Source organism: Actinomycetospora chlora, assembly GCF_039542135.1.
GTDB classification, from domain to species: Bacteria; Actinomycetota; Actinomycetes; order Mycobacteriales; family Pseudonocardiaceae; genus Actinomycetospora; species Actinomycetospora chlora.
In genome coordinates, this window is record NZ_BAABHO010000056.1 from 25,907 (window position 1) to 37,825 (window position 11,919).

Below are 11,919 nucleotides of genomic sequence, written 5' to 3' on the forward strand. Positions count from 1 at the left end.
GACTTCTGTCGCTAGGGCAGGCGCCAGTCGACGGGCTCGTCGCCGAGCTCGCCCAGGTACTCGTCGACGCGGCTGAACGGTCGCGAGCCGAAGAAGCCGCGGTCGGCCGACATCGGGCTCGGGTGCGCCGACTCCACCGTCGGCACCTCGTCGCCGAGCAACGGCTTGACCGTCTGCGCGTCCCGGCCCCAGAGCACCGCCACGAGCGGCTGGTCCGGCCGCGACACGAGGGCGGCCACCGCCGCCTCGGTGACCTTCTCCCAGCCCTTGTTGCGGTGCGAGCCCGGCGCGCCCGGTCCGACCGTGAGCACCCTGTTGAGCAGCAGGACGCCGTTCGCGGCCCACGGCGAGAGGTCGCCGGTGCTGGGCGGCGGGTGCCCGAGGTCGCTCGTGTACTCGCGGAAGATGTTGATCAGGCTCTTCGGCAGCGGGCGCACGTCCGGCGCCACCGAGAACGACAGCCCGACCGCGTGGCCGGGCGTCGGGTACGGGTCCTGGCCCATGACCAGCACGCGGACCTCGTCGAACGGCTGCTGGAACGCCCGCAGCACGTTCGCGCCCGCCGGGAGGTACGTGCGGCCCTCGGCGACCTCGGTGCGCAGGAAGTCGCCCATCGCCGCGACGGTGTCCGCGACCGGCTCGAGCGCCTCGGCCCAGCCGGCCTCCATCGACTCGTGCAGGGGTCGGGCCACGGCGCTGCCTCCACTGCCACGGAGGGGTAAGGCGGACGCTCCGGACGCTAGCGCCCGACCGGCCCGCGGCTCGCACCCCCACCCGGTGATCACCAGTCCGGAAAGCACCGCGGAAACGGCTCTCGAGGTGCCCCTCCGCGTGCTGATCACGGACGCGGGGGGAGCTCCCGCGCGAAGCAGAGGCTGGAGGGCTCGTCGCGGTAGGTGCCGTAGCGCGGGATGGGCGCGTAGCCGGCCGCGCGGTAGAACGCGAGCGCCTCGGGCTGCTCGGTGCCGGTCTCGAGCACCATGCGCGCGCAGCCGGCGGCGGCCGCGGTGCGCTCGAGCTCGGCCAGCACCGCGCCCGCGAGACCCCGGCGGCGGTGGGCGGGATCGACCCACATCCGCTTGATCTCGGCGTCGCCGGGCCGCAGGACGTCGCGGTCCCGGACGTCGATCGTCGCCTCCTCGTGACGCCGCCAGCCGCCGCAGCACACCGGCCCGGTGCCGGGAAGGCCGCCGAGCAGGAAGAGCCCGCGCGGGGGCGCGAAGTCGGCGGGATCGACCGGCGTGCGGTCAACCCCGCCGTAGCGCTCGACGTAGAACGCCTGCACGGCGTCGACGAACCGCACGCTGTCCGGGTCGTCGTACGCCGCGACCCGGAACGCGGGCCCGCCCGGTCGATCGGCTCGCACGCCGAGCGCGGCGCCGGCGTCCTCCATCATGGTCACCATGATCCCCCGCGCCGTCCCGACCGTCGCCGTCTGCTGGGACGTCGACGGCACGCTGCTGCTCGGCGGGCCGATCGGCACCGAGGTGCTCGGCGAGGCGTTCACGCAGGTCACCGGCCATCCGCCGCGGTTCGAGGCCATCAGCATGGGCGGGCACACCGACTGGTTGATCGGCGAGGCCCTGCGCGACGCGCTCGACGCCGAGGCCGCCGCGGAGATCGCCGCGCGCGGCGACGCGTTCGGCCACGCGATGATCGCGGCGGTCAGCGCGGAGTGGCGCCGCCGCGCCGGGGACCTCCACGCCGTCGCCCGCACCCTGCCCGGCGTCCGCGAGACGGTCGCCGCGCTCGCCGCGGAGCCCGGGGTCGTGCAGACGCTGACCACCGGCAACGTCCGTGTCGGCGCGCACGCGAAGCTCACCGCGGTCGGCCTCGCCGACGGCCCGATCGACCTCGGGCTCGGGGGCTACGGCGAGGGACCGGGTGCGCGCGTCCGCGTCGTCGAGCAGGCCCGCGACGCGCTGTCGGCGCACTTCGGGGCCGCGCCGCCGCTCGTCGTCGTCGGCGACACCCCGCGCGACGTCGAGGCCGCGCACCGGGCCGGGGCGGTCGCCGTGGGGGTCGCGACGGGCCGCTGCGGCGTCGGCGAGCTGCGCGACGCCGGCGCCGAGCACGTCTTCGACGACCTCGCCGACCCGGGCCGTCTGGTGGCGGTCGTGCGCTCCACGGGCGAGGATCGTCACGCAGCGGAAGCGGGGAGGTAGCAGGATGCTCGACGCCGCCATGGTCCGGGAGTTCACGGATCTCCTGTCGGAGAACGGGGTGATCACCGACGAGGTCGGCCTGCGCAGCTACGAGTGCGACGGGCTGACCGGGTTCCGGCAGGTCCCGGCGCTGGTGGTGCTCCCCCGCGACGCCGAGGAGGTCGCCGGCGCGGTGCGGCTGTGCGCGAAGTACGGCATGCCCTTCGTCGCGCGCGGGGCGGGCACCGGGCTGTCCGGCGGGGCGATGCCCGTCGCCGACGGCGTCGTCATCTCGCTGCAGCGGCTGCGCCGGATCCTGGAGATCGACGTCGAGAACCGCCGCGCCGTGCTCGAGCCCGGCGTGTTCAACCTCGACATCTCCACCGCGGCCCGGCCGCACGGCCTGTACTACGCGCCCGACCCGTCGAGCCAGCAGGTCTGCACCATCGGCGGCAACGTCGCGGAGAACTCCGGCGGCGCCCACTGCCTGAAGTACGGCTTCACCACCAACCACGTACTGGAGATGGAGGTCGTGCTCGCCGACGGGTCGCTGGTCACGCTCGGCGGCCCGACGGGCGAGCAGGCCGGGCCGGACCTGCGCGGGCTGTTCATCGGCTCGGAGGGCACGCTCGGCATCTGCACCAAGGTGACCGTGCGGCTGCTGCAGACCCCGGAGACGGTGCGCACGGTGCTCGCCGACTTCCCGTCGATCGAGGCCGCGGGCGACACCGTCGGCGACATCGTCGACGCCGCGATCATCCCCGCCGCGGTCGAGATGATGGACTCGCTGGCGATGGAGGCCTCCGAGGCCGCCACCGGCGCCGGGCTGACCGTCGACGCCCCGGCCGCGCTGATCATGGAGCTGGACGGGCCCGCCGACGAGGTCGACGCGGAGTTCGAGCAGCTCACCGCCATCTGCGAGCGCCACGGCGCCACCCGCCTGCACGTCCCCACCGAGGCCGAGGAGCGCCAGAAGGTGTGGAAGGGGCGCAAGGCCGCGTTCGCCGCGGTCGGGCGCATCAGCCCCGACTACATCGTCCAGGACGGCGTCGTCCCGCGGACGCGGCTGGCGGAGGTGCTCACGCGCATCGCCGAGATGGGCCGCGACGCCGGGCTGCGCGTCGCCAACGTCTTCCACGCCGGCGACGGCAACCTGCACCCGCTGGTGCTCTACTCGGAGGCCGCCGGCGAGCACGACGTCGCGGAGAAGCTCTCGACCGAGATCGCCGAGCTGTGCGTGGAGCTCGGCGGGTCGCTCTCGGGCGAGCACGGCATCGGCACCGACAAGGCCTGCTCGATGCCGCGGATGTTCTCGCCCGACGATCTCGACGTCATGCACCGCGTGCGGCTGGGGTTCGACCCGGACTCGCGCTGCAACCCCGGCAAGCTCTTCCCGACGCCGCGGTTGTGCGGGGAGAAGCCCGGGCCGTACCGACCGCACCCCCTCGAGGAAGCCGGAGTGATCGAGCGCCTGTGACCGCCGTGAACGCCACCACCGTCACGCCGGGCTCGCTCGACGAGCTCCGCGACGCCGTCCTCGACCGTCCGGGCACCATCCGCATCGCCGGCGCCGGCACGGCCGCCGACTGGGCCGGCACGCCCGCGCCCGCCGACACCGTGCTGTCCACCGGCGGCCTGACCGGCATCGTCACCCACAACCCCGGCGACATGACCGTCGAGGTCCGCGCCGGGACGCCGTTCGCCCAGCTGCAGTCCGAGCTCGGCGAGCACCACCAGCGCGTCGCCGTCGACCCCGCCCGGGCCGCCGAGGGCGCCACGCTCGGCGGGCTGTTCGCCACCGCCGACTCCGGGCCGCGCGCCCTGCAGTACGGCTCGCTGCGCGACCTCGTCATCGGGGCGACGATCGTGCTGGCCGACGGCACCGTCGCCCGCTCCGGCGGGCACGTCATCAAGAACGTCGCGGGCTACGACCTCACCAAGCTGCTGCACGGCGCCCACGGCACGCTCGGGGTGCTCGCCCACGTCGTGCTGCGCCTGCACCCGACGCCGCAGGCCACGGCGACCGTCGCGGTGCCCTGCGGGCGGGCCGACATGGCCGACCTCGCGCGGCGCGTCGCGGACTCGCCGGTCGAGGCCGGGGCGGTGCAGTGGCACGGCTCCGGTCAGGGGGGCCGCCTGATCAGCCTGATCGAGGGCTCCGACGACGGCTCCGAGGCGCGCGCCCGCCGGCTCGTCGAGACCCTCGGCGGGCAGGCCGCGCTGCTGTCCCCGGACGAGGCGACCGAGGCGTGGGACGAGCACGCCGCCGCCGTCCGGGCCCGCCCCGACGGACGCGCGGTGCTGCGCTTCGGGGTGGTCCCGGGCCGCCTCACCGAGGTGCTCGACGGGCTCGACCGCGACACCGGCGGGCTCGACCACGTCACCGCCGCGCCGCGCACCGGCGTCGCCACCGTGGCCCTGCCCGCCGACGCCGACGTCGTCGCCGCCGCGCACCGCCGCGTCGCCGAGGCCGGCGGCACGTCCACCCTGCGCCAGCGCCCGCCCGGTGCGGAGCTGCCCGCCTTCGGCCCCGCGCCGGCGTCGGCGGCCCTGCTGCGCAGCGTCGTCACGGCCCTGGACCCCGACCACCGCTTCGGCCGCGGGCGGCTCGCCCCCTGGGTGCCGCTGCCCGAAGGAGTGCGCGCATGACCACCCACCCCACCACCGGGCCCTCGCCCGACTTCTCCTCCGAGCGCGGCGAGAAGGCCGCCCCGGAACGCGCGGACGTGCTCGGCGGTCAGTTCGGGTCGTTCGACGACCACCACCCGCCGGCGCAGGAGCTGCTCGACGACTGCGTGCACTGCGGGTTCTGCCTGCCCACCTGCCCCACGTACGCCCTGTGGGGCGAGGAGATGGACTCCCCGCGCGGGCGCATCTACCTCATGCAGATGGCGGAGAACGGCGAGATCCCGCTCGAGGGCGCGTTCACCACGCACATGGACCGCTGCCTGGGCTGCATGGCGTGCGTGACGGCGTGCCCCTCGGGCGTGCAGTACGACCGCCTGCTCGAGGCGACCCGGCCGCAGATCGAGCGCAACGTGCCGCGCTCGCGGGCCGACAAGCTGTTCCGCGAGGCGATCTTCACGCTGTTCCCCTACAAGCGGCGGCTGCGTGCGGCGTCGCTGGGCGGGGCGCTGTACCAGAAGCTGCGCCCGAAGAGCATGGACAAGCTGCTGGCCCGTCTGCCGCAGCGCCTCGAGCGGCTGGTGGCGATGGAGTCGCTGCTGCCGCCGGTGCGCGTCCGCGACGCCTTCGCGCGCATCCCCGCGCGCACGCCCGCGGTCGGGCCGCGGCGCGGGCGGGTCGGCCTGCTCACCGGGTGCGTCCAGGACGTCTTCTTCCACCCGGTCAACGAGGCGACGGTGCGCGTGCTCGCCGCCGAGGGCTGGGACGTCGTCGCCCCGCGCGAGCAGACGTGCTGCGGCGCGCTGGGCCTGCACGCGGGCCGTGAGGAGGAGGCGATCGCCCGGGCGAAGAAGCTCATCGCGACGTTCGAGCGCGCCGGGGTCGACACGATCGCCACGAACGTCGCCGGCTGCGGCTCGTCGATGAAGGAGTACGGCGAGCTGCTCGCCGACGACCCGGAGTGGGCGGAGCGGGCGCGGGCCTTCGCGGCGAAGACCCGCGACATCTCCGAGATCGTCGACGAGACGCTGGCCGACCCGCGGGCGCGGCGGCACCCCATCGAGGCGACGGTCGTCTACCACGACGCGTGCCACCTCGGGCACGCGCAGAAGATCCGGTCCGAGCCCCGTCGGGTGCTGCGGGCGATCCCGGGCGTCGAGCTCGTCGAGCTGCCCGAGGCCGAGATCTGCTGCGGCTCGGCGGGGATCTACAACATGCTCCAGCCCGAGGCCGCGGGGGCGCTGGGCAAGCGCAAGGCGGACAACATCCGCGGCACCGGCGCGGACGTCCTCGTCACCGCCAACCCGGGCTGCCTGCTGCAGATCCGGAAGTACCTCGACGGCGAGCTGCCGATGCTGCACCCGATCCAGCTCGTCGACGCCTCCATCCGCGGCGTCCGCCCGCCGGAGATGGGCTGACCCACGTGCGTGATCTTCTGAGCTATCGCTCGGAAGATCACGCACGTAGCCGTCAGTACTGGACGGCCTGGTCCATCACCCAGGTGACGCCGAAGCGGTCGGTGAGCATGCCGTAGAGCGGGGACCACGCCGCCGGCCCGAGCGGCACCCGCACCTCGGCGCCCTGCGCGAGGCCCTCCCAGAGCGCCGTCACCTCCTCGGCGCCCTGCCCGCGCACCGACACGAAGAACGACTCCGTGCCGCGGTCGAACGCCCGCGCGGCCGGCACGTCGAACGCCATGACGTGGAACCCGCCCGGCGCGGCCACCTCGCCCCACATCACCTGCTGCGCCTCGGCCGGGTCCCCCACCGCGCCCAGCGCCTCGTAGGTGACGATCGTCGGCTCGCTCCCGGCCACCCCGGCGTAGAACTCGAGGGCCTGTCGGGCCTCGCTGCGGAAGTTCAGGTGGACGACGGTCTGCACGGTCATCGTGGCTCCTGCCTCTCGACTGCTGACAGGGACCATGGTCGGCCGGGTAGAGGCCAGCTCCTGGCCTCTTCTCGAGGAGGATCGGGGACGTGCACGAGACCTCGGCCCGCCTGCTCGCCCTGCTGTCGCTGCTGCAGGCGCGGCGCGACTGGCCGGGCGGGCTGCTCGCCGAGCGGCTCGAGGTCAGCCCGCGCACCGTGCGCCGCGACGTCGACCGCCTGCGCGACCTCGGCTACCCGATCCGCGCCACCAAGGGTCCGGACGGCGGCTACCGCCTCGACGCGGGCACCGACCTGCCGCCCCTGCTGTTCGACGACGAGCAGGCCGTGGCACTGGCGGTCGGGTTGCGGATCGCGGCCACGAGCGGCGTCGGCGTGGAGGAGGCGGCCTCCCGCGCGCTGGGCACCGTGCGCCAGGTGATGCCCGCGCGCCTGCGCCACCGCGTCGACGGCCTGGAGGTCACGGCCGTGGGCGGCCCGGTCCGGGTCGATCCCGCCGTCCTGACGGCGGTGGGCGACGTCGTCCGCGCGCGGGAGGTGCTGCGGTTCGGTTACGGGGACGCGGACGCGCCGCCGCGGCGGGCCGAGCCCCACCACCTCGTCACGCGCGGCGGACGCTGGTACCTCGTCGCGTGGGACCTCGACCGGACCGACTGGCGCACCTTCCGCGTGGACCGCATGGATCCGCGCACGCCGACCGGCCCGCGGTTCGTCCCCCGCGCGCTGCCCGGCGGCGACGTGGCGGCGTTCGTCGCGAGCCGCTTCCGCGGCGGGGACGGCACCGGCTCCGGCTGGCCGTGCGAGGGCGAGGCGGTCGTCGCCCTCCCCGCCGCCGAGCTGGCCCCCTACGTCCGGGACGAGCTGCTCGAGGAGGTCGACGCCGGCCGGTGCCGGATGGTCGCGGGAGCGTGGTCGTGGGTCGCCCTGGCGGCGCGCTTCGGCGCCCTCGGCGCCGACCTCTCCGCGGTCGCCCCGGCCGAGCTCCGCGACGCGTGCGCGACCCTCGCCCACCGGTACACCCGCGCCGTCTCCCCTCGTGCGTGATCTTCCGAGCTATCACTCAGAAGATCACGCACGTATCAGCGCCAGTGCAGGTAGCCCGGGTCGCCGGCGCCGCCCCAGCGGTCGGCGTCGACGGTGACGCCGGTGCCCGAGCGGACCTGGCCGCAGACCACCCAGCCGTCGGGGACGACGTCCTCGTCGGGGAACGTCGCGACCAGGGCGTGGTCCTCGCCGCCGGTGAGCGCCCAGTTCAGCGGGTCCCCGCCGAGGGCCGAGGCGACGTCGCGCAGCTTGTCGGCCACGGGCACGAGCCGCGACGACAGGTCGATGTGCACGCGCGAGGCGGCCGCGACGTGGCCGAGGTCGGCGAGCAGGCCGTCGGAGGTGTCCACCATCGCCGTCGCCCCCGCCCGGGCGGCGACGGGCCCGGCGCGCCACGGCGGCCGCGGGGTGCGGTGCGCCGCGACCATGGCCACCGGCGACCGGAACCCGCGCCGCAGCACCGCCATGCCGGCCGCCGACCAGCCGAGGTTGCCGTTGACCGCGACGACGTCCCCGGGGCGGGCGCCGGACCGCCGAACGGGCTCGCGCCCCTCGAGATCCCCGAGCGCCGTGATCGAGACCACGATGGTGTCGGCGGACACCGTGTCGCCGCCGACGACGCCGATGCCCGCGTCCGCCGCGCCGTCCCAGATGCCCGCCGCGAGCCCGTCGAGGACGTCGGAGCTCGTCGTGCCCGGGCACGCGAGCGAGAGCAGCAGCGCCGTGGGCACCGCGCCCATCGCGGCCACGTCGGCGAGGTTCGCGGCCACCGCCTTCGCGCCCACCTGCTCGGGCGCGGACCAGTCCAGGCGGAAGTGCACCCCCTCGACCAGCGTGTCCACGGTCGCGACCACCCGCCCGTCAGGGGCGGCGACCACCGCGGCGTCGTCGCCCGGGCCCAGCAGCGTCGGCTCCGGCTGGAAGCGGCCCGCGGTCAGCCGGTCGATGACCCCGAACTCGCCGAGCTCGGCGGCCGTCTCCCCCGCCGCGGGCGCGCCCCGGTCGGTCGTCGGCCCTCCGGACGCGCGCGAGCTCCGCCGGGGAGACCCCCCGGGTCGTCCGTCTCCCCCGCGCCCGTTCGCCGTCCGGCTCACCCCTGCACTCCCTGCGGTACCTTCCCTGCCACTGCCGACGCTCCCGCCGGCACGCTCCCCGTCCCAGGAGGCACGCCCGTGGTCCAGGCCTACATCCTGATCCAGACCGAGGTGGGTCGCGCCGCCGCGGTCGCGTCGGACGTGGCCGGCATCGACGGGGTCACCCGGGCCCAGGACGTCACGGGACCCTACGACGTCATCGTCTGCGCCGAGGCCGCTGACGTGGACTCTCTCGGGCGAGACGTCGTCCACGCCGTGCAGAAGGTGCCGGGGATCACCCGCACCCTGACCTGCCCCGTCGTGTCCTCCGGCTGAGGACGGTGCTGCCTCCACGACGGGAGCTCCGCTCCGCTCCGTCTCCCACCCGCGGGCCGGAGCTCGTGCGGCGGCTGCCGCGCCTGCTCGTCGGGCTCGCGCTGGCGGTGCCCGTCCTCGTCGTCGCCGGTGTCGTCCTGGCCTCGCTGATCGTGGTCCGTGACCCCCTGCCCGACGCCGACACCGTGCGCCTGCGCGTGCCCGCCGTGCCGACGCCCGCCGCGGCCAGTGCCGACTGCTCCCGCCTGCTCTCCGGCCTGCCGGGCGAGATGACGACCGAGCGCGGGCTCGTCGCGCGCCGCGTGCTGGCCGAGCCGGCGCCGCCCGGCACGGTCGCGTGGGGCGGCGAGGGCGGGGCCGCGCCGGTCGTCATGCGCTGCGGGCTGCCGCGGCCGGCCGAGCTCGCCCCGGGCGCGCCCCTGCTCGCCGTCGACGGCGTCGACTGGGTCGCGGTCGAGGACGCCACCCCCGCGGCGACGACGTGGGTCACCACCGACCGCGCCGTCTACGTGGGGCTGACCGTGCCCGACGGGCTGGGCACCGACCCCGTGGTCGGGATCTCCCGCAGCGTGAAGATCGCGCTGGTCAGCCGGGCGACCGGGTAGCTCAGCGCGGCCCCACTCCGCGCTGCAGCGCCGTCTCGACCAGCGTCTCGAGCAGTGCCGGGTAGTCGACGCCGGCGGTGGCCCACATCCGCGGGTAGAGCGACGTCGCCGTGAAGCCCGGCATGGTGTTGAGCTCGTTGACCACGAGACGCCCGTCGGGGGTCAGGAAGAAGTCGACCCGGGCGAGCCCCTCGGCGTCCATCGCGTGGAACACCGCGACCGCGGCCTCCCGCACGGCCCGCGCGACGTCGTCGTCGAGCGCCGCGGGCACGTCGAGCTCGCAGGCGTCGTCGAGGTACTTCGTGTCGAAGTCGTACCAGCCGGCGTCGCCGCCGACGACCCGCACCTCGGCCGGCACGCTCGCCTCGACGCGCCCGTCGGGGTGCTCGAGCACGCCGCACTCGATCTCGCGGCCGACGACCGCGGCCTCGACGAGGACCTTCGGGTCCTCCTTGCGGGCCGTGGCGATCGCCGCGTCGAGGTCGGCCCAGTCGGCGACCCGGCTGATCCCCACCGACGACCCGGCCCGCGCCGGCTTGACGAACACCGGCAGCCCGAGGCGAGCCCGCTCGTCGGCGGTGAGCGTGGCGCGGTCGCGCCGCAGCACGACGACGTCGCCGACGGTCAGCCCGGCGTCGCGCAGCAGCCGCTTGGTGACGTCCTTGTCCATCGACGCCGCGCTGGCGCACACCCCGGCGCCGACGTAGGGGACCCCGGCCATCTCGAGCAGCCCCTGCACCGTGCCGTCCTCGCCGCCGGGGCCGTGCAGCACCGGCACGACGACGTCGACGCGGCCCAGCGACGACCCGTCGTCGAGGGCGATCAGCTCGCGTCGGGTGGGGTCGGCCGGCAGGGCGACGGGGCGGCCGTCGGTGACCTCGGGCAGCTCGCGGCCGTGCAGCCGCAGGCGCTCCGGGTCCGTGGGGCCGAGCACCCACTCGCCGGCGGGCGTGATGGCGACCGGCACCACGTCGTAGCGCGACCGGTCGAGGTGGGCGAGCACACTGCCCGCCGACAGGCACGAGATGCGGTGCTCGCTGCTGCGGCCACCGAACAGGACCACCACGCGGGGGCGCATGCCGGCGGAGCCTACCGGCCCCTACAGGGCCGTCCGGACCGCGTACAGCTCGGGGAAGAACGACAGGTCCAGCACGCGGCGCAGGAACGATGCGCCCGTGGTGCCGCCCGTGCCGGTGCGGAACCCGATGGTGCGCTCGACGGTCTTGAGGTGGCGGAAGCGCCAGAGCTGCAGGTTGTCCTCGATGTCGACGAGCTCCTCGCACGTCTCGTAGACGTCCCAGACCTGCTCGGGCGCGTCGTAAATCCCGCGGAAGACCTCGACGAGCCGGGGGTCCTCGCGGTGCGGGGTCCGGACGTCGCGCTCGAGGACGTCGGCGGGGACGGGGTGGCCGCGGCGGGCGAGCAGGCGCAGGAACTCGTCGTAGAGGCTGGGCCGGTCGAGCGCCGCGGTCAGTACCGTCCGCGCGGCCTCGTCACCGGCGAACACGTCGAGCATCCCGGGGTCCTTCGCGCCGAGGAGGAACTCCAGCGCGCGGTACTGGTAGCTCTGGAACCCCGACGACGAGCCCAGGAAGCCGCGGAAGCGCTGGTACTCGGTGGGCGTCAGCGTCGCGAGCACCGACCACTGCTCGATGAGCTGGTGCTGGACGTGCTTGAGACGCGCCAGCCGCTTGAGCGCGAGCGGGACGTCGTCGCGGGCGAGGTCGTCGCAGGCCCCGGTCAGCTCGTGCAGCGCGAGCTTGAGCCACAGCTCGGAGGTCTGGTGCTGGACGATGAACAGCAGCTCGTCGTGCGCCTCCGGCCGCGACACGGGGTGCTGCGCGGTGAGGAGCTCGTCGAGGTGGAGGTAGCTCCCGTAGGTCAGGGCGGGCTCGGCCATGGGGACGATCCTCGCCACGCGGCCAGGACCTCCGCCAGCGCGGCGAGCGCCGCGTCGAGCTCGGCGGCCGCCGGACCGGCCCACCCGACGAGCACGCCGCGCGCCGCGGTCGGCGCGTCGGGCTCCAGGTGGTACTCGGCGAGCCCGGGCAGGAGCAGCCCGCGGCCCGCGGCCGCCGCGACGACGGCCTCCTCGGCGGCCCGGTCGGGCAGCGGGACGACGAGGTGCGCGCCGGCGCGGTCGCCGCGCAGGGTGTGCCCGGCGTCGGTGACGGCGTCGACGACGCGGGCGCGGCGGGCGGCGACC

Annotated in this window: 12 protein-coding genes and 3 pseudogenes; 8 read left to right on the forward strand and 7 right to left on the reverse strand. The window is 75.6% G+C overall.

The genetic code is table 11. The annotated features are described in order from the left end of the window. Window positions 1–11 precede the first annotated feature (11 nt). Both ABD994_RS25990 and ABD994_RS25995 read right to left on the reverse strand, forming a co-directional pair. Entirely contained in the window at window positions 12–668 is a 657-nt protein-coding gene (locus ABD994_RS25990) for a uracil-DNA glycosylase (protein WP_425550130.1), read from the reverse strand. Window positions 669–838: 170 nt separating this feature from the next. Beyond that, window positions 839–1,396 (reverse strand): GNAT family N-acetyltransferase, encoded by a 558-nt coding sequence (locus ABD994_RS25995; RefSeq protein WP_345422556.1) that lies wholly within the window; start codon window positions 1,394–1,396, stop codon window positions 839–841. 7 nt (window positions 1,397–1,403) lie between these two features. Here ABD994_RS25995 and ABD994_RS26000 point away from each other — a divergent pair, with 7 nt between their 5' ends. From ABD994_RS26000 to ABD994_RS31735, 5 genes and pseudogenes are all read left to right on the forward strand, one after another. After that, window positions 1,404–2,165, forward strand: coding sequence for an HAD family hydrolase (locus ABD994_RS26000; protein ID WP_345422561.1), 762 nt, complete (start codon window positions 1,404–1,406; stop codon window positions 2,163–2,165). Between the two features lie 4 nt (window positions 2,166–2,169). Continuing rightward, window positions 2,170–3,621: an FAD-binding oxidoreductase gene (locus ABD994_RS26005; RefSeq protein WP_345422568.1), complete on the forward strand. Its 1,452-nt coding sequence runs from the start codon at window positions 2,170–2,172 to the stop codon at window positions 3,619–3,621. Then, the gene (locus ABD994_RS26010) at window positions 3,618–4,793 is read left to right on the forward strand and encodes an FAD-binding oxidoreductase (RefSeq protein WP_345422571.1); all 1,176 of its coding nucleotides are present in this window, start codon (window positions 3,618–3,620) and stop codon (window positions 4,791–4,793) included. The genes ABD994_RS26005 and ABD994_RS26010 overlap by 4 nt, the downstream gene beginning before the upstream one ends. Continuing rightward, window positions 4,790–5,635: pseudogene (locus ABD994_RS31730) on the forward strand (4Fe-4S dicluster domain-containing protein); the annotation flags it as partial. The gene ABD994_RS26010 and the pseudogene ABD994_RS31730, both read left to right, overlap by 4 nt. Before the next feature lie 216 nt (window positions 5,636–5,851). Continuing rightward, window positions 5,852–6,187, forward strand: a pseudogene (locus ABD994_RS31735) ((Fe-S)-binding protein); the annotation flags it as partial. A gap of 52 nt (window positions 6,188–6,239) precedes the next feature. Here ABD994_RS31735 and ABD994_RS26020 read toward each other — a convergent pair. Then, window positions 6,240–6,656, reverse strand: coding sequence for a VOC family protein (locus ABD994_RS26020; RefSeq protein ID WP_345422580.1), 417 nt, complete (start codon window positions 6,654–6,656; stop codon window positions 6,240–6,242). An 89-nt stretch (window positions 6,657–6,745) separates the two neighbouring features. Here ABD994_RS26020 and ABD994_RS26025 point away from each other — a divergent pair, with 89 nt between their 5' ends. Next, window positions 6,746–7,699 (forward strand): helix-turn-helix transcriptional regulator, encoded by a 954-nt coding sequence (locus tag ABD994_RS26025; RefSeq protein WP_345422583.1) that lies wholly within the window; start codon window positions 6,746–6,748, stop codon window positions 7,697–7,699. A 35-nt stretch (window positions 7,700–7,734) separates the two neighbouring features. Here ABD994_RS26025 and ABD994_RS26030 read toward each other — a convergent pair whose 3' ends face one another. Further along, the gene (locus ABD994_RS26030; RefSeq protein ID WP_345422586.1) at window positions 7,735–8,793 is read right to left on the reverse strand and encodes a thiamine-phosphate kinase; all 1,059 of its coding nucleotides are present in this window, start codon (window positions 8,791–8,793) and stop codon (window positions 7,735–7,737) included. Window positions 8,794–8,871: 78 nt separating this feature from the next. Between ABD994_RS26030 and ABD994_RS26035 the strand changes: the two genes are divergently transcribed. Both ABD994_RS26035 and ABD994_RS26040 read left to right on the forward strand, forming a co-directional pair. Further along, window positions 8,872–9,108 carry an Lrp/AsnC ligand binding domain-containing protein gene (locus ABD994_RS26035; protein ID WP_345422589.1) on the forward strand — a complete coding sequence of 79 codons (237 nt, stop codon included), beginning with the start codon at window positions 8,872–8,874 and terminating at the stop codon, window positions 9,106–9,108. A gap of 65 nt (window positions 9,109–9,173) precedes the next feature. Continuing rightward, a complete protein-coding gene (locus tag ABD994_RS26040; protein WP_345422592.1) occupies window positions 9,174–9,713 on the forward strand; it encodes a DUF3515 domain-containing protein in 540 nt (179 codons plus the stop codon). 1 nt (window position 9,714) lies between these two features. On the opposite strand, the gene ABD994_RS26045 is transcribed toward ABD994_RS26040, so the two are convergent. The 3 genes and pseudogenes from ABD994_RS26045 to ABD994_RS26055 all read right to left on the reverse strand — a co-directional run. Then, complete coding sequence (locus ABD994_RS26045) at window positions 9,715–10,791, reverse strand: D-alanine--D-alanine ligase family protein (RefSeq protein ID WP_345422595.1); 1,077 nt, start codon at window positions 10,789–10,791, stop codon at window positions 9,715–9,717. A 21-nt stretch (window positions 10,792–10,812) separates the two neighbouring features. Continuing rightward, window positions 10,813–11,613 carry a tryptophan 2,3-dioxygenase gene (locus ABD994_RS26050; protein WP_345422598.1) on the reverse strand — a complete coding sequence of 267 codons (801 nt, stop codon included), beginning with the start codon at window positions 11,611–11,613 and terminating at the stop codon, window positions 10,813–10,815. Beyond that, window positions 11,595–11,919, reverse strand: a pseudogene (locus ABD994_RS26055) (hypothetical protein); the annotation flags it as partial. The gene ABD994_RS26050 and the pseudogene ABD994_RS26055, both read right to left, overlap by 19 nt.

What these genes read in the sequence shown, in the direction of transcription:
- ABD994_RS25990 (WP_425550130.1), bottom strand. Translation starts at nt 668, where the DNA reads ATGGAGGCCGGCTGGGCCGAGGCGCTCGAGCCGGTCGCGGACACCGTC.
- ABD994_RS25995 (WP_345422556.1), bottom strand. Translation starts at nt 1,396, where the DNA reads ATGATGGAGGACGCCGGCGCCGCGCTCGGCGTGCGAGCCGATCGACCG.
- ABD994_RS26000 (WP_345422561.1), top strand. Translation starts at nt 1,404, where the DNA reads ATGATCCCCCGCGCCGTCCCGACCGTCGCCGTCTGCTGGGACGTCGAC.
- ABD994_RS26005 (WP_345422568.1), top strand. Translation starts at nt 2,170, where the DNA reads ATGCTCGACGCCGCCATGGTCCGGGAGTTCACGGATCTCCTGTCGGAG.
- ABD994_RS26020 (WP_345422580.1), bottom strand. Translation starts at nt 6,656, where the DNA reads ATGACCGTGCAGACCGTCGTCCACCTGAACTTCCGCAGCGAGGCCCGA.
- ABD994_RS26045 (WP_345422595.1), bottom strand. Translation starts at nt 10,791, where the DNA reads ATGCGCCCCCGCGTGGTGGTCCTGTTCGGTGGCCGCAGCAGCGAGCAC.
- ABD994_RS26050 (WP_345422598.1), bottom strand. Translation starts at nt 11,613, where the DNA reads ATGGCCGAGCCCGCCCTGACCTACGGGAGCTACCTCCACCTCGACGAG.